We start from the raw sequence: 16,785 nt of genomic DNA, 5'->3' as shown, positions 1-16,785 counted from the left end.
CCCGAAGGCAAAAGCTTTGATATGCAGAGTTCAAACCAAGCTACGTATCGCTTGCAAAGCAATTGATTTGTTGCTCTTGATTCGAACGTCTGCAAGATGGACAGATCTTCCACCTGCAGGCGTCCTCACAAGTTACCTGCGCACACTGTCAAAGAACTTCGGGGCCGGCCTCAGCGCCTTTCCCTTTTTCACACCGACGTTTCCGTCCGAGTGAGCCGCCCATTATAGCGGGCTTTTTGCTTCCGTCAACACCTCATTTCGAGGCGGTTGACGCTGGTTCGTCTTCAAACCCGAGGGCTTTTCGTCGAACCGAGCCGCCCATCATAGCGGCTTTTTTCTTACCGTCAACACCTTTTTGATCAGGATGTTGCCGCCGCTTCTTCGTCCAAACCCGAAGGCTTTTCCTCGAAGCGAGCCGGCCATATTAGCCGACTTTTTCACGCTGTCAACACCCGATGTTCGCTAGGTGTTGCCGGCCCCGCCTGCCTCTGTCGCGCCGAAGCTCGGCAGTTGCGTAGCGAGCCGCGCAGTCTAACGGCACCAGGAAAAACGTCAACATCTTTTTTGCGGTCTCCCCGGCCGCATCCATGGCGGCCGCCGCCCAGTCCGAGCAGACGCCTGCCTGCGCGACGCGGCGGCCGCGCCGCGCATCGTCGAGAATGCGGGTGTTCCTCCCCTGCAAGGACTGTGTATGTCTCCTGTTGCCCCGCGCTCCCTCTGGCGCGATGCATCGCTGCCGGCGCTGGTCGCCGGCTTCGTCACCGTGCTGGTCGGCTTCACCAGTACCGCGGCGATCGTGTTCCAGGCTGCACGCAGCGTCGGCGCGTCGCAGGCACAGATCGCCTCATGGATGTGGGCGCTGGGACTGGGCATGGGAGTGGGCTGCATCGCGCTGTCGTTGCGCTACCGGATGCCGGTGGTCGCCGCCTGGTCGACCCCCGGCGCGGCCTTGCTGATCGGCAGCGGCGGCGGCCTGCCCTTGTCCGATGCGATCGGCGCCTTCGTCCTCGCCGCGGCGCTGACCGCCGCGGTCGGTTTCTCCGGCTTGTTCGAACGCGCGTTGCGGCGCATCCCGCTGTCGCTGGCCTCGGCGATGCTGGCGGGCGTGCTGCTGCGCTTCGGGCTGGACGTGTTCGTGGCGATGCAGCGCCAGCTCGGCATGGCCCTGGCGATGTTCGCGATGTACCTGCTCGGCCGCCGCGTCTTTCCGCGCTATGCGGTGATCGCCACGCTGCTCGCCGGCATCGCGGTGGCCGCCGGCAACGGCACGCTGCACCTGGAGGCCGCGCAGCTGCGCCTGGCGCAGCCGCAACTGGTATGGCCCACGCTGTCGTGGCAGGCCGTCTTCGGCATCGCGTTGCCGCTGTTCGTGGTGACGATGACCTCGCAGAACCTGCCCGGCGTGGCGGTGATCCGTGCCTCCGGCTATGCGGTGCCGATCTCGCCGACCATCGGTTGGATCGGCACGATCAACGCGGTGCTGGCGCCGTTCGGCGCCTACAGCCTGAACCTGGCGGCGATCACCGCGGCGATCTGCATGGGCCGCGAAGCACAGGAAGATCCGCAGCGGCGCTACATGGCCTCGGTGTTCGCGGGGATCTTCTATCTCTTGATCGGCGTGTTCGGCGCCACCGTGGCCGCGTTGTTCGCCGCCTTTCCCCGGGAGCTGGTGATGGCGATCGCCGGCATCGCGCTGTTCGGCACCATCGGCAACAGCCTGGCCTCGGCGCTGCACGAGGAACACGAGCGCGAGCCGGCGCTGATCGCGTTCCTGGTCACCGCCTCGGGCCTGTCGCTGTTCGGCATCGGCGCGGCGTTGTGGGGCCTGCTGGCCGGCGCGGCGACCCTGGCGCTGTGGCGGCGCAGCCGCTGAGGCCGCGCCGCCGCACGAACTCAGCGCGGGTCGCGCAGCTGCAGCAGCCAGTGGCTGGACACGCCGGTGGGATTGGGCAGCGGCTCGAAGTCGAACTGGCGGTACACCGCGACGGCGCTGTCCACGCGCAGCGGCAGGGTGACGTAGGCCGCGCGCCCCTGCCGCAGCAGGGTGTGGATGCGCTGGGTCTCTGCCAACAGCGCATCGCTGGCGTACAAGTGATCCAGGTCGCAGCCGATCAACTCGGCGACCTCGCGCTCGTACAGCGCGGCGAACGCTTCGTTGACGAAGGCCAGGCGGCTGGGCCGCTGGCCATCGCCGCGTTCGACGATCGCCACCGGCTCGCGCAGCCGCGACAGCGAGGCCTCCAGCAGCGCGAAGTCCTGCTGGAAGCGCTTGCGCTCCATCAGCTCGATCAGCACCCGCAGGCTGCGCGCCGACTCCAGGCTGATCGGCGACCAGGGCTGCGCGCGGCCGCGCACGGTTTCCTGCCACAGGTCGAAGCTCTTGCGCGGCGACAGCCGCGACCCGGCGATGTCCTGCAGCTTGGCCAGCTGCGGATTGCCCGCCCAGTTGACCGTGCGCACCTGTTCGCGGCGGGTCCACAGCAGCGCGCTGCGCGCCTGCGGCATCAGCGGCACGAAGATGAAGCCGGCCGCCAATGGCGCCAGATCGGCCAGCGCCGGGAAGGTCTGGCCGATCTGGTCCGAGTGCAGCGCGCCGACCGCATCGTGGCGCAGCGCCTCGTGGTGGGTGTCCTCGATCTGCTCGCGGATCCGGGCCAGATCCTCGGTCGACGGCGACATGCCATGGCGGGTGACGTGGTCACCGTGGAACACCGCCACGCCGTCGGCATCGACCACGTCGAGCAGGTCCGAGGCCATCTCGTCGAGCATCGGTGCAGTCAGCATCTCGGCATCGTTGAAGTTGGTGATCAGCTTCTCGCGCACGGTCAGCAGCACCGACTCGATGCGCGCGCGCGCCACCGCGGTGAGCGCGCCGATGCGCCCGGCCAGCGCCCGGCTCACCGCGTCGGCGACATCGCGCATCTCGTGGTTGCAGAAGTACGGGCGGTAGTGATGGCAGGCGATCAGCCCCCACAGCACGTCGTTGACCACGATCGAGGTCACCAGGGTGGCGGTGACGCCCATGTTGGCCAGGTATTCCAGATGCACCGGCGAGACGCTGCGCAGGCTCACGTCGCTCAGGTCCACCGGCGCGCGCAGGCGCGGGTGCAGGATGGGCTGGATCGGCGAGGGCACGTAGCCGACGTTGGCGATCTGGCGCACACGGTTGCGCAGGTACAGCGCGCGCGCCTGCGCCGGGATGTCGCTGGCCGGGTAATGCAGGCCGAGATAGGGCTCCAGCTCCGCCGCGCGCGCCTCGGCGACCACGTCGCCGTTCCAGTCGTCGTCGAAGCGGTAGATCATCACCCGGTCGTAGCCAATCAGGCCGCGCAGGCTCTTGGCGGCGCGCTGGCAGGCGTCCTCGATGCTGTGATCGGTCTCCAGCCGGCGCAGCAACGGCAGCGCTTCGCGCAGCGTGGCGTCGGCCAGCGGCGCGTCGCGCGGCTCCAGTTCCAGCAGCCATTGCTCCGGGTACAGATGCCAAGCGCCGACCCAGCGCTGCGCCGCGGTCGCCCCCTTGAGGCCGACTTCGACATAGGCCAGGTCGCTGCGCTCGGCCGCGTCCGGCAGCAGACGCGTGCGTGGGTCCTCCAGCGCCAGCAGGGCGCTGTAGGGCTGTCCGAGCAGTTCGTCCAGCGGCCGGCCGAACAGGTCGGCGGCGCTGGCGCTGGCCTGGACGATGCGCCCGTCCCCCGGCTCGATCACCAGCAGCACGCCGTGCGGCTGCACCGAGCCGGGAATGTGGATCGGTTCGCGCGCGCACGCGTCCATGTCCAAGGGCACGACGGTGTCGCTCATGCGGCGATCTCCAGGGCGAAGTGGGTGTGGAAGTGCGCGAACATGGCGCAGGCGCCGTCGACCGCGGCCTGCCGCAGCGGCGCGGTCGGCAAGGCCCGCTCCAGGCGCTGCTGGAAATGCCGCCAGGCGGCCGGGTCGGCATGGCCGAGTTCGAAATAGGACAGCGCCGGTGCGACCGCGGGCAGGGTCTGCCGCAGTTGCCGGGCGATCACCCGCCCGCCCAGGCGCGAGCCCTCGACCACGTACAGCATGCCCCAGCGGTGGGCGTCGGTCGGGGCCGGCGGCACCGGTTGCAGCGCCGGCGGCGACGCCTGCAAGGCCTGCAGGTCCTGCGCCAGCAGCGGGGCGCGTGGCTGGTAGTGCCAGTGCGCATCGCCGCAGTCGCGCAGCCAGGCCGCCTCGCGGCGCTCCCAGCCGGCCAGCGCCGCGTGATGCAGGCGCAGCGCCTGCACGTAGGCGGGCAGCGACAGCGCCGCGCCCATCAGCGCGCGCAGCGCCGGCAGGTCTTCGACCGCCTGGTGCTGGTGCGCGGTGGCCTCGCGCAGCAGGCGCGAAGCGGTCAACGGCAGGGCGGTTCCGTCGGGAGGAGACATCATGCGGGCGACTGGCAACAGCAGCCGGCCGGCCGCGACGAAGTGGGGACACAGCGTAACAATCGCGACCGTGCGGTTCCAGGCGAGCCTGCGCGCACCGCGGCGCCGGTCGCACCGCAAGCTGAGCCGTTCATGCCGGCGGCGGCGCCGGCGCCGCCCTTCAGCCGCCGGCCGCCGCCGCGGCCGGCACCCGCGCGCGGCGCCAGGCCACGATCCAGCCACCGCCCAGCAGCAGCGCCGCCAGCAGCCACGGCACCCCGGGGAAATGCAGCAGCGCGTGCGGGCCGATGAAGGCGGCGAACACCCATGCGTAGAGCAGCGGCCCGATCACCCCGGCCAGGCTGACCAGACTCATCAGCGCGCCCTGGATGCGGCCCTGCGCGTCGGCGCCGACGTGGCGGGTGACGATGGCCTGCGCCGCCGGCCCGGCCACCGCCCACAGCGCACTGATCGGCACGCCGAGCAGGAACAGCGCGCCGCTGCCGGCCACGCTGTAGATGGCGAACCCGATCACGCCGCAGCCCAGCCCGAACAACAGCGCGCCGCGCTCGCCGAAGCGACGCACCACCCGCGCCACCAGCAGGGCGTTGACCACGATGCTGCACACGCCGACCAGGGCCAGCACCCAGCTGACCTGCTTCGGCCCCCAGCCGAAGCGGTAGTCGGCGAACAGCACGAAGATGCTCGGGTAGACGTAGTGCGCCAGGTTCGCCAGGAAGATCACCGCAGCCAGCGCGAACACCTGCGGATAGCGCTGCAGCAGGCGCAGCGCGCCGAACGGATTGGCGTGGGCCCAGTCCACCCGCGCGGTGCGCCGCTCCGGCGCCAGCGACTCGGGCAGCACCCACAGGCCGTAGAGGAAGTTGAGCAGGGCCAGCCCGGCGGCGAACCAGAACGGCGCGCGCAGGTGCAGGCTGCCGAGCCAGCCGCCCAGCAGCGGGCCGACCACGAAGCCCACGCCGAACGCGGCGCCGATGATGCCGTAGGCCTGGGCGCGCTTGTCGGGCGGGGTGATGTCGGCGATGTAGGCGTTGGCCGAGGTGAAGCTGGCCGAGAACACGCCCGAGACCATGCGCGCCAGCAGCAGTACCGGCAGACTCTGCGCCAGCGCCATCACCATGAAGTCCACGCCCAGCCCCAGGCACGAGGCCAGGATTACCGGGCGCCGGCCGTAGCGGTCGGACAATGCGCCCTGCAGCGGCGAGCTGACGAACTGCAGCGCGGCGAACAGGAAACCGAACCAGCCGACCCACCTGGCCGCGGCGGCGAAGTCGCCGCCGGTGAAGTCGCGCACCAGCGTGGGCAGCACCGGAATGATGACGCCGAAGGACAGCACGTCGATCAGCAGGGTGACGAAGATGAAGGCGACCGCGGCGCGGCGCGCGCGGACGGCGGGAATCGGAGCGTGCACGGCAGGTCTCCTGGCGGACGCGGCAGTGTAATCGGCGCCCTGCGGGTGCGGGAGGTGCTGGGTTGGAACGGGTAGATGTGGTGGCTCGATTGGTCGTCGCAGGGGCGGGTTCGGCCGCGGCCGGCGGAGGTCATCGCGTCGGGACTGAAGTCCCTCCCACAATGGGGTGCAGGCTGGGTCGATTGTGCGCCGGGTTGAAGCCCCTTCTGCGCTAGTGCGGCGGTTCGACTGGAGGTCGCAAGAGCGGGTTCGGCTGCGGCCGGCGGAGGTCGTGGCCTCGGGACTGAAGTCCCTCCCACAATGGGGTCCGGGCTGGGTCGATTGTGCGTTGGGTTGAAGCCCCTTCTACGCTAGCGCGGCGGCTCGACTGGACGGCGCGGGGGCGGGTTCGGCCGCGGCCGGCGGAGGTCATCGCGTCGGGACTGAAGTCCCTCCCACAATGGGATCCGGGCTGGGTCGATTTCGCGCGGGGCTGAAGCCCCTTCTGCGCTAGCGCGGCGGTTCGACTGGAGGTCGCAAGAGCGGGTTCGGCTGCGGCCGGCGGAGGTCATCGCGTCGGGACTGAAGTCCCTCCCACAATGGGGTCCAGGCTGGGTCGATTGTGCGCCGGGTTGGAGCCCCTTCTGCGCTAGTGCGGCGGTTCGACTGGAGGTCGCAAGAGCGGGTTCGGCTGCGGCCGGCGGAGGTCATCGCGTCGGGACTGAAGTCCCTCCCACAATGGGGTCCAGGCTGGGTCGATTGCGTGCTGGGCTGAAGCCCCTCCCACAACAGGGCCGGGCTGGGCCGATGACGTCGGCACCAAGTCCGGCGCCACCGTGCGACACCCCTCTCCCCCCGGGAGAGGGGCCGGGGGTGAGGGTGCGGCGGAGGCGATATCGCCAGCCACGCCGGCGCGGTCGGTGCCGAGCCATGGCCGACGCCCGCCCATCCAGGGCGGTTCATCCGGTGCGGCCGTCTACTGTCGATTACAACGCCGCGACGGAGATGGTCTGCTGCAGCACGTGCTGGGCGCCCGGTGCCAGTTCGATCACCTCGGGTCCGGCGTTGGCCGCTTCCAGGCACACGAACTGGCGCCAGTGCGGGCCGACATCGGCCATCTTCTGCGCGCCGGCCTCGCCCGGGTTCCACGCCACCAGGGTGCGGCTGCCGGTGGTCGCGATCTCGATGCGGCGCTGCAGGCCCGGGTCCAGCAGGGTGTAGCGGCCGCCGGCGCCGGTATAGATGCGGTCGCTGCGGCCGGGATCGCGCGGATCCTGCAGGCTCCAGTCGCCGTGCTGGCGATGCGGCGTGGCGTAGCCTTCGAACTTGTCCAGGTAGTCCAGGCCGTCCAGGCCCTGCACCCGCACCTGGGTGGCGTCGGCGACGCGGAAGTAGTTGTGCAGCGCCTGGGTGAAGCGCGCCGGCGCGGTGCCGACGTTGTCGGTGACCAGGCGCTGCTCCAGCGTGGCGCCGATGCGCAGTTGCATGCGCAGGCGCAGCGGCAGGTCGTCGAAGTCGGGCGGCGCCAGGGTCAGGACCAGGCTGCCGTCGGCCTCGCGCCGCGCGTCCTGCAACTGCCACGGCACGGTGCGCACGAAGCCGTGCGCGGGCACGGCCTCGCTCTGGCCCTGGCGGCCGAAGTACGGCCAGCACACCGGGGTGCCGCCGCGGATCGGGGTCGGCGTGGGCTGCGCGCTCGGCGACAGCCACAGCGCGTCGGTGCCGCCCTTGGGCACGAACGACAGCACCTGGCCGCCGAACAGGCTGATCGCGGCGGTGGACTGCGGGGTCTCCACCAGCAGCGAGGGGTAGCCGTGGAAGTCGCCTGTGCTCAGGCCGGGGACGTCGGACATGGGATGGATGCTCCGTGGCGCGGGGGATTGGACGAAGGCCGGGTACGCCGCCGGCCGCCGGAACGCGGTGGGCGGCACGCCGCCGAACGGCGGCGTTGCGGGCGCGGCCGTGGGTGCCGGGGTCGTTGCGGGTGCGGGTGCGGATGCAGGCGACGATGCCGGTGCAGACGGTTGCGGCGGCGGCGACGGCGTGGCCGGTGGCGAGACGGGCGCCGCGGGTGCGCCGCCGGCCTCGCGGCGCAGCGCGTCGAGGATGCGTTGCCCGGCGCGGCCGTCGGCCGGCTGCAGGCCCAGGCGCTGCTGCTCGGCCTGGATCGCGCGGCGGGTGGCGGTGCCGATGGCGCCGTCGGCCTGGCCGATGGCATGGCCGCGGGCCAGCAGCAGGGTCTGCAGTTCGCGCCGTTCCGGCCGGCCCAGGCCGGGGTCGTCGGTGGGCCAGGCGACGACCAGCCCGGGCTTGCCGCGCAACCGGTCGGACAGCAGCGCGATCGCCAGCGCATAGCTCTCGGCGGCGTTGTAGGCGTAGATCGCGTCGTAGTTGCGGAACACCAGGAACGCCGGGCCGTGCACGCCGGCCGGGATCAGCACCGCCGCCGGCGTCTGCGCCGCCAGCGCCGGCAGCGTGCCGCCATCGGCCGCGGTCAGGCCGCGCGCGCGCCAGTCGGACAGCGGCCGACGCTGGGTGCGCCCGGCCAGCGCCGGGTCGAAGCCGTCCGGCAGCTTCACTTCCAGCCCCCAGGGCTGACCGGTCTGCCAGCCGGCCAGCTTGAGATAGTTGGCGGTGGAGGCCAGCGCATCGGGAATGCTGGCGACCAGGTCGCGGCGACCATCGCCATCGCCGTCCACGGCGACGCGGGCGTAGGTGCTGGGCATGAACTGGGTATGGCCGAAGGCGCCGGCCCAGGAGCCGGTCAGGCCCTCGGGCCGCAGGTCGCCGGCCTGCAACAGCTTCAGCAGCGCGAACAGTTCGCTGCGGAAGAACGGCTGGCGGCGGCCTTCGCAGGACAGGGTCAGCAGCGACACCAACAGCGGGCGCTTGCCGGAGATGCGGCCGTAGTCGCTCTCCACGCCCCATACCGCGACCACCGTCTCCGGGTCCACGCCGTACTGCTGCGCCACTTGGGAGAGCAGGTCGCGGTGCGCGGCCAGCATGGCGCGGCCGTCGTCGATGCGCTGGCTGTCGACGAGGCCGGCCAGGTAGTCCCAGATCGGCGTGGTGAACTCGGGCTGGGCGTCGAGCAGCGGCAGCACGCTCGGGTCCGGCTGCAGGTCGGCGGTGAAGCGGTCGAACGACGGTTCGGCCACGCCCGCCTTCGCCGCGGCCGTGCGCAGCCCGGCCACGCAGGTGGCGAAGGCCGGATCCGGCGCGGACGGCGTCGCCGCGGGCAGGGTCTGCGCGAACGCGCACGGGGCCGCCAGCAGCAGGAGCCAAGCCAAACGCATCATCGCAACTTCCTCGCCAACGGCAGGGCCGACATCATAAACAACCGCCGCGTGTGCGCTCTGCTCACGCGCGCTGGCGGCAGACGGCGCGCGACCGGCAGCGCGTCCTGATCATGGCGTGGCTGGCAGATCGTGCGCCGCGGCGCCAGGGCCGGGATACGCACGGCGCTTGGGTATCGGTGGCATGCGGCGCGAAGCGCAAGAAGGACCGACCCCTCGCCACGAACGCCGGTGCTCGGGCGTGCGCGCCACCGGCGCCGCACGCGCCGGTTCAGTCCAGCGCGTCGAGGTAGTACCAGCGCCCGTCCTCGCGCACGAAGCGGCTGTGCTCGGTCATGCGCACGGCGCTGCCGCCGCCGATGCGGTAGCGCGCCAGGAAGGCGACCTCGGCGCTGTCGGCGCCGGTCTGCAACACGCGCTGCACGGTGAGGCCGAGCCAGACCGTGCGCGGGTCCACGTCCACCTGCGGCGGGCAGGTCGACGGATGCCAGCTCGCGCGCAGGTAGTCGGCGTCGCAGCGCACGTAGGCGCTGTAGCGCGAACGCATCAGGGATTCGGCATCCGGCGCGGCGGCGCCGGCGTGGTACGGCCCGCAGCACTGCGCGTAGTCGCGCGGACGGCCGCAGGGGCAGGGATCGGCAAGGCGCGGGGCGGACGGCGGCATGTGCCGATTGTGCCGGCTGCGGCACCGATGCGCACGCCGCGCGCGCGCCATGGCCGGCGGCGGCTATGCTTGCGGCCCCTTGCGCGGAGCGCCGGCGTGCTCGAGTCGATCCCCACCGAACTGCCCTGGCTGCTGTGTCTCGCCTTCGTCGCCGGGCTGGTGGACGCGGCGGTGGGCGGCGGCGGCCTGATCCAGTTGCCGGGGCTGTTCGCGACCTTGCCGCAACAGGCGCCGGCGGTGGTGCTGGGCACCAACAAGTTCAGCGCCATGGCCGGTACCGGCACCGCCGCCTGGCGCTACGCGCGCCACGTGCGCCTGCCGTGGCGGCCGGTGCTGTACGCGACCGCGACCGCGTTCGTGTTCGCCTTCCTCGGCGCCACCGCGGTGAGCCTGCTGCCGAAACAGGCGGTGCGGCCGCTGATCCTGGTGCTGCTGATCGCGATGCTGGGCTACACGCTGGTCAAGAAGGACTTCGGCGCGCTGCACCGCCCGCGACACGTCGGCCGCCGCGAACTGGCGATCGCGCTGGCGATCGGCGCGGCGATCGGGTTCTACGACGGCTTCTTCGGCCCGGGCACCGGCAGCTTCCTGATCTTCCTGTTCATCCGCTTCTTCGGCCTGGATTTCCTGCGCGCCTCGGCCGCGTCGAAGGTGGTCAATCTGGCCACCAACCTGGCGGCGCTGTGCTTCTTCGTGCCCAGCGGCAAGATCCTGCTGGCCGCGGCGGTGCCGATGGCCGTGGCCAACGTGGCCGGCGCGGTGACCGGCACGCGGCTGGCGCTGCGCGGCGGCACGCCGCTGATCCGGCAGTTGTTCCTGGTGCTGGTGGTGGTGCTGATCGCCAAGATGGGCTGGGACCTGCTGCACTGAGCGCGGCAGCGGCGCCGCGCAGTTGCCGCATGCCTGCGCGCCCGACGATGCGGCCGCGCGCGCGCCGGTCGGCCCGCGGGCCGCCAGCACCGCTCAGCGGCCGCGGCGTTTGGCGGTCGCGGGAGGCGTCTTGGATGCCGCAGCCTTGGCCGGTTTCGCAGGTTTGCGGCCTGCGGCGGCGTTCGCGGTCTTCGCCGACGCCGACCGCGCAGCCGGCCGCGTTGCCGTGGACGGACGCGCCGCGGACGCGGCGGACTTGCGTGGCGCCTTCGCCGACGCGGCCTTGGCCGCAGGCGTGGCGACGGCAGCGCGGGCGCGTTTGCCGGGCGTCACTGGCGACGTCTTGAGCGTGGTCGGTGGCTTCGCGCCGTTGCCGCGACCATCGCGCGCCTTGCCGGCCGCGCGCGCCGGCGCGGCAGCGGCGTCTGCGAGGGTCTCGGCGGTTGCGTCCGCGGCGTCGGCGGCCGACGGCGGCAGCTCGGCAGCTGCCTGCTCCGCTGGCGCGGCCGACTCCGCCACAGGCGTCGCCGCCTCGTTGCGGCTGCGCTCGGGCAGCTTCAGCCGGTGCGCCTGCTCGTCGTATTCGATCAGCAGCACACCGGAGTTGTGGCGGCCGCTGATCTCGACGAAGCAGGCGCCGCCGATGAACGGCTCCAGGGTCATCACCGACTTCAGCGGCGTGGCCACCACCATCTGGAAACCGAAGTTCTCGAAGATGTTCATCGCCAGCGCGGTGAACTCGTTGTCGGCCTTGTCGAAGGCCTCGTCCAGCACCACCGCGGCGTAGCGCGGCAGTTCGCCGTCCTCGCCGCCGAGCTGGTAGCGCAGCGCCGCGGCCAGGCAGGTGGTGGCCAGCTTCTGCCGCTGGCCGCCGGACTTGCCGGCGCCGCTGCGGTAGATCTCCACCTGCGCGCGGCTGTCCGCGTCCAGTTCCACACCGACGAACTCCACGTGCTGGCGCACGTCCAGCACCTGCTCGCGCCAGCGCCGCAGCTCCGGCTCCTGCGCGCCGAGCCGCTGCACCAGCCCGCGCAGGGTGGCGAACTGCGCCTCGGCCAGCGCGCGGTCCTCGGTCTGCTGGTGGCCGAGCACGGCGCGCAGCTGCTGCTGGAACTCCTGCACCTCGAGCAGGCGCCGGTCGCTGACCTCGATGGTCAGCAGGGTGCCGCGGTTGAACGGCACCTGCTCGAGGCTGGCGTTGACCTCGTCCATGCGCTGCTTGATCGCCTTGTGCGCTTCGGCGGTGTAGCGCTGCAGGGCCAGCAGGTTGTTCTTGCTCTGGGTCTGCAGCAGGTCGAAGAAGCGGCCTTCGTGGCGCGGCAGGCCGTCGCTCTCCAGGCGCTGCAGGCGCGCCAGGAAGTCGTCGGCGCTGGCCAGGCTGACGGTGAAGTCGCCGCTGTCCTCCGGCCACTGCTGGCAGTAGCGGCGGAAGCAGTCGAGCACCTGCTGGCTCAGCCGCGCGTCCTGCGCCTGGCTCTGCGCCAGTTGTTCGCCGAGGCCGCGCTCGACGCTACGCAGATGCGCCTCCAGGTTGTCCAGGCTCAGCGGCGGCAGCGCCGCCAGCCGCGCGTCCAGCCCCGCCACCTGCGCCGGGCCGATCACGGTGGTGGCCACGCGCGCGGCGCAGGTCTCGCGCTGCGCCTCCAGGCGGGCACGCTCGCGGCTCAGCTGGGCGCGCTCCAGGCGCACGTCCTCGTAGGTGCGGCGGGCCTGGTCGCGGCGCGCGCGCGCGGTGGCGATCTGCTCGCCCAGCGCACGCAATGCGGTGTCGCCCTCGCGCAACTGCAGCAGTTGCTCGGCGATGTCGCTCAGGCGCTGCAGCTTGGGCGCCACGTCGATCTCGTCCCACTCGCGCTCGGCCAGGGTGTGCGCGGCCAGTTGCCGGCCCTGGTCCTGCTCGCGCTGCTTGCGCAGGGCGGCGACGTCGGCATCGCAGGCGGCGATGCGCTGCGCCAGGGTCTGGCCCTCGCGCTCGTAGACCTTGAGCTTGTCGCGGTTGTCGTAGCCGAGCAGCCAGCGCTTGCGGTCGCCGACGGCGTGGCGGTCGTCCTTCTCGTAGCGGTCGCCCGGGTGCTTGACCTGGCCTTCGCGGGTGATCGCGCGCTCGGCGTCGCGCAGCTGCACCACGGTGTCCACGCAGGAGTAGTCGAAGCGCCGGGCCAGCTCCTGGCGCAGCCACGGCGCATACGCATGGTCGCGCAGCTCCAGCTTGCGCAGCAGCGACTTGGCATCGGGCTCGCGGTGTTGCAGCGGCGCGTTGTGGCGGACCCGGAAATACACCAGGCGGGTGCCGAGCTGGGTCTTGTTGACCCAGTCGGCGACGCTGGCGTAGTGGCGCTCGTCGACCAGCAGCGATTGCGCGAAGCCGTGCAGCACGCGCTCGATCGCGCCGCGCCAGGCGGCCTGGTCGGCCTCCACCTGCACCAGCTCGCCGACGAACGGCAGCGCAGCTTCGGACAGGCCGGTCTCGGCGCACAGCCGCGCGCGCAGGGCCTGCATCGGCGCAGGAATGCTCGAGGGCGCCTTCAGCAGCGCCTCGATCTCGGTGCGGATGAGCGCGAAGCGGCGTTCGTCCTCGCGGCGCTCGGCCATGCGCTCGGCAATCGCCTCGTCCAGGCTGCTGGCCTCGCCGGCGACACCGTCGCGCAGCGCGCGCGCCTGCGCCACCTGCTCGGCGAAGCCGCTGGCGCTGCCGGCCAGGCCCATGCCGAGCTGGCGGCAGGCCTGTTCGACCTGGCTGCGGCGGCGCATGCGCTCGTCGCGCTCGCGCTCGACACGGGCGTGTTCGCGCTCCAGCGCCTCGACCCGCTCGCCGCCCTGCGCACGCTGCTGCGTCTCCAGTTCGGCCAGGGTTTGTTCGAGGTTGTCCAGCGCTTCGCGGCGCTGCCCTTCCTCGCCGGCCAGGCCGCGGTCCTGGGTGTCCAGTTCCTGCAGGCGCGCGTCGAGCAGGGCCAGGCGGCGCTGCTCGCGGTAGCCGTCGATGCCCAGCTGCAGTTCGCGCAGCTCGCCGACGCTGTGGCGCAACGCCAGCAGTTCAGCGTGGTAGTCGCGCGCCGGGGTCAGGGTCTCCACCTGGCGCCGCGCGGTCACCACCGCGTGGTGCGCGCCGTCGAGTTCGGCGAAGTCCTCGACCAGGCGGTCGGCCGCCTCGAAGGTGCGCGGCTCATCGAGCATGAAGCTGCGCAGGAAGGCGTTGAGGTCGCCCAGGTTCTTCGCCGACTGGGTCTTGTGCAGCAGCCGCAGCGCCATCTCGTTGCCGATGCCGAGCAGGTGGCGGAAGCGCTCGGCGTAGCCGGCGAAGCTGTCGAAGTGGTGCACGTCCTCGCCCAGGCGCAGCTTGAGCCGGCGCAGGTCCAGGTCGAAGCCGTCCAGCTCGGCGGCCACGTCGAAGCCGCGCGGCACCACCATGTAGTGCTTGCGCACGTCGGCCGCGGCGGTGCCGCTGCCGGCGATCCAGAACAGCCGCACCAGGCTCACCGCCTGGCCCTGCGCGTTGCGGTACTCCAGCGCCAGCGCCGACCAGGTCGCGCCCTTACGCAGGTACTGGGTGGCGATCTCGCCGGAGGCGCTGTCCTGCTGGTCGGCCCAGGCGCCGCGCACGTAGGAGACCAGGCTGCGGTCGCGGCCGCTGCGCTCGGCCTCGCGCGCGGCGGCGTTGAAGTCGACGATGCTCGGCGGCGTCAACAGCGCCGACATCGCATCGAGCAGGGTCGACTTGCCCGAACCGGAGCGGCCGACGAACAGGAAGCCCTTCTCGGCGATCGGCACGTCGGTCAGGCCGTTGAAGGTGCCCCAGTTGTGCACCTGCAGGCGGCGCATACGGTACTGCTGCGCGCGCTGCTCGGCCAGGGTCTCGGCGAACAGGGACGGGGCGACGGGGACGGTGGACGAAGCGGACAGGGACGTCATCGGGAACTCATCGGAAAACGGGGACGGCCGCCATGGCGGCCAGCGCACGCGGCCAGGCCGGCGCTAGACGAACGCCACGCGCGGCCGCAGGCCGCTCATGGCGCCGCCTCGGTCGCGCCCTCGCGCAGGCCGCGGTAGGCCGCCACCAGCGCCTGCACGTCCTCGGCCGAGAACAGCAGCTTCAGCGCCGGCGACACCTCGTAACGGTCCTCGCTTCCGCGCAGCTTGGACAGCAGGTGGTTGTCGCGCATCTTGGCGATCGCCGCCAGCACCCGCCGGGCGAAGCCGGCGCGGTCGGTGGAGACGTTCTTCTCGTACACCGTCAGCACTTCCAGCAGCTGCGCCTCGTCGACCACCGCGCGCTCGCCGCGGGTGTCGGCCTCGGCCAGTTGCTGGCGCAGGAACAGCAGCAGCACCGATTCGATGAAGGTCAGCGGCGCGGTGCGCAGCAGCGCCGGGGTCTCCAGCTCGCCGGTGTCGGCTTGGCGCGCGAACGCCACGCCGCCGTCGCGGTCCAGCACCAGTTCCAGGAACAGCTCGCTCAGCACGCGGCGGATCGCCGCCTCGTGGCGCAGCAGCGCCGGCCACAGCGGGCCGTGCCGGTAGGCGTCGACGCTGGGACCGGACAGCAGCTGGCACAGCGCGCGCCGCGCCTCCAGCGGCAGGCTGCCGCTGTCGCCGGCGAACAGCGCGGTGCCGGCCTCGGCCGCCGCAGTCGCTGCGGCCGCGGCGGCATCGCCGGCATCGGCCTGGTGGCCGTGGAATTCGTCAGACCAGCTCATTGCGTTTTTCCTTGGTGAACCACACCAGCGGGATGCGCGCGCGCCGCAGCTGGCCGTCGCCGCCCTCCCATTGCACCGCTTCCCATTCGCCGTCGACGACCACGCCATGGCGGGTGCCCAGCGCCAGGTAGCCGATCACGCTGCCCAGGCCCTGCGCCGCCGGGCGCTGCCGCAACGCCTCGCCGATGCTCAGCTGCGGCTGCCGGCCGAGCAGGTCGTGCAGGTCGTTGCGCAGGCCGCGCAGGTCGATCTCCGACTGCGCCACCAGGTCGCCGACGCTGTCCAGCGAGATCGTCGCCGCCTCGGCCGCCTGCACCCGCCCGTCCACCTGCTGGCTGCGCGGGTCGTGCAGGCGCCACTGCGACAGCGAGCGCAGCCGCGCGCTGCTCAGCGGCAGCACGTAGCCGGTGGCGGCGGTGGCATGCAGGTGGTCGCGCAACTGCAGCGCCTCGCCCTGTGCCTGCTTCAGCAGCTGGTTGAGCCGGCGCTGTTCCAGGTAGCCGCGGCTCTGCACGAAACCGCGCAGGCTGCGCGCGAAATGCTGCATCACCTCGTGCACCTGGCCGCCGCGTTCGAGCAGGGTGCCGGTGAGCCCGCGCAGGAAGGCGCGCTCGTGGCGGTCCAGGCGGCGGGCGAAGCCGCGCGCCAGCAACGCCTCCAGCGCCGCGTCCAGCTGCACGCTCTGTTCGGCGTCGTTGAGCAGGCTCCAGAACGCCTGGAAACTGCGCCCGGCCTCGCTCTCGCCGATCACGTCGATGCCGGCGAACAGCTTCTCCAGTACGTCGCCGCGCGCGCCCTCGTCGTCGATGATACGCTCGCGGAACTCGCGGTTGAGCCGTTCGAAATCGTCGCGGACGCGGCGGAAGTCCTCGGTCAGATCGTCGGACAGGCGGATGATGTCGCGGGTGCGCTCCAGCGCGCGCTTGCCGTCCAGCGCGGCCAGCTTGCCGGCGGCCACGCGCTCGATCTCCGCGTCCAGGCGCTCGCGCTCGGCGCGCAGCGCGGCCAGACGCGCGTCCGGATCGGTCTCGGTCTGCCCGGCCAGTTGCACCAGCTGCTGGATCACCAGCGACAGCCGGCTCTCGGTGGCCACACTGGCGCTGTCGCGCACGCCGGCGATGAAGCGGATCGCCTGCGCCGCCTGCCGCGACAGTTCGTATTCTTCCTGCGCATCGCCTTCGGGCAGGCGCCGTTCCAGCCAGCCCTGCGCCAGCCAGTGCGCCACGTAGGCCTGCGCGGTGCGCGGCAGTTCGCGCGAGAGCTGGTCGTCCTTCAGCGCATCGAGCTGGCGCTGCAGGCGCTCGTGCAGCACGTCGGCCGGCAGCCGCCGCTGGGCGTCGCCGAGCAGGCTCTGCAGCAGGCCGATCAGCTCCGGGGCATGGTCGGCGGCCAGCAACTTCCACAACGGCTGTTCGCGCAACTGGCGATAGCCGGCGATCCGGACATGCGGCTTCATGCAGGAACCGACCGCCACCGCATCGGC

At 72.0% G+C, this 16,785-nt stretch carries 9 protein-coding genes and 1 pseudogene; 2 read left to right on the top strand and 8 right to left on the bottom strand.

Annotated elements, in window-relative coordinates:
* The first annotated feature begins 691 nt into the window (after positions 1-691).
* Positions 692-1,873 (top strand): benzoate/H(+) symporter BenE family transporter, encoded by a 1,182-nt coding sequence (locus NKJ47_RS01475; RefSeq protein WP_254459814.1) that lies wholly within the window; start codon positions 692-694, stop codon positions 1,871-1,873.
* A 20-nt stretch (positions 1,874-1,893) separates the two neighbouring features.
* Here the strand turns inward: NKJ47_RS01475 and bphP are convergent, their stop codons facing one another.
* From bphP to NKJ47_RS01450, 5 genes and pseudogenes are all read right to left on the bottom strand, one after another.
* The gene (gene bphP, locus NKJ47_RS01470) at positions 1,894-3,798 is read right to left on the bottom strand and encodes a bacteriophytochrome BphP (RefSeq protein WP_254459813.1); all 1,905 of its coding nucleotides are present in this window, start codon (positions 3,796-3,798) and stop codon (positions 1,894-1,896) included.
* Positions 3,795-4,361, bottom strand: coding sequence for a biliverdin-producing heme oxygenase (locus tag NKJ47_RS01465; protein ID WP_429002473.1), 567 nt, complete (start codon positions 4,359-4,361; stop codon positions 3,795-3,797). Before NKJ47_RS01465 ends, bphP begins: the two co-directional genes overlap by 4 nt.
* Before the next feature lie 190 nt (positions 4,362-4,551).
* Complete coding sequence (locus NKJ47_RS01460) at positions 4,552-5,802, bottom strand: TCR/Tet family MFS transporter (RefSeq protein WP_254459811.1); 1,251 nt, start codon at positions 5,800-5,802, stop codon at positions 4,552-4,554.
* Between the two features lie 965 nt (positions 5,803-6,767).
* Positions 6,768-8,996: pseudogene (locus tag NKJ47_RS20790) on the bottom strand (lytic murein transglycosylase); the annotation flags it as partial.
* A gap of 352 nt (positions 8,997-9,348) precedes the next feature.
* A complete protein-coding gene (locus tag NKJ47_RS01450; protein WP_254459809.1) occupies positions 9,349-9,741 on the bottom strand; it encodes a YchJ family metal-binding protein in 393 nt (130 codons plus the stop codon).
* 96 nt (positions 9,742-9,837) lie between these two features.
* On the opposite strand from NKJ47_RS01450, the gene NKJ47_RS01445 reads away from it, so the two are divergent.
* Positions 9,838-10,611 (top strand): sulfite exporter TauE/SafE family protein, encoded by a 774-nt coding sequence (locus NKJ47_RS01445; RefSeq protein ID WP_254459808.1) that lies wholly within the window; start codon positions 9,838-9,840, stop codon positions 10,609-10,611.
* Between the two features lie 93 nt (positions 10,612-10,704).
* Here NKJ47_RS01445 and NKJ47_RS01440 read toward each other — a convergent pair whose 3' ends face one another.
* The 3 genes from NKJ47_RS01440 to NKJ47_RS01430 form a co-directional block, all read right to left on the bottom strand.
* The gene (locus tag NKJ47_RS01440; RefSeq protein ID WP_254459807.1) at positions 10,705-14,520 is read right to left on the bottom strand and encodes an ATP-binding protein; all 3,816 of its coding nucleotides are present in this window, start codon (positions 14,518-14,520) and stop codon (positions 10,705-10,707) included.
* Between the two features lie 95 nt (positions 14,521-14,615).
* On the bottom strand, positions 14,616-15,302 hold the full coding sequence (locus tag NKJ47_RS01435) for a DUF4194 domain-containing protein (protein ID WP_254459806.1): 687 nt from the start codon (positions 15,300-15,302) through the stop codon (positions 14,616-14,618).
* The gene (locus tag NKJ47_RS01430) at positions 15,289-16,758 is read right to left on the bottom strand and encodes a DUF3375 domain-containing protein (protein WP_254459805.1); all 1,470 of its coding nucleotides are present in this window, start codon (positions 16,756-16,758) and stop codon (positions 15,289-15,291) included. The genes NKJ47_RS01435 and NKJ47_RS01430 overlap by 14 nt, the downstream gene beginning before the upstream one ends.
* Positions 16,759-16,785 lie beyond the last annotated feature (27 nt).

The sequence above is a fragment of the Xanthomonas sacchari genome, from assembly GCF_024266585.1.
Taxonomy (GTDB): domain Bacteria; phylum Pseudomonadota; class Gammaproteobacteria; order Xanthomonadales; family Xanthomonadaceae; genus Xanthomonas_A; species Xanthomonas_A sacchari_C.
The sequence above is the reverse complement of the archived record's forward strand: the minus strand, read 5'-3'. Positions and strand labels throughout refer to the sequence as shown.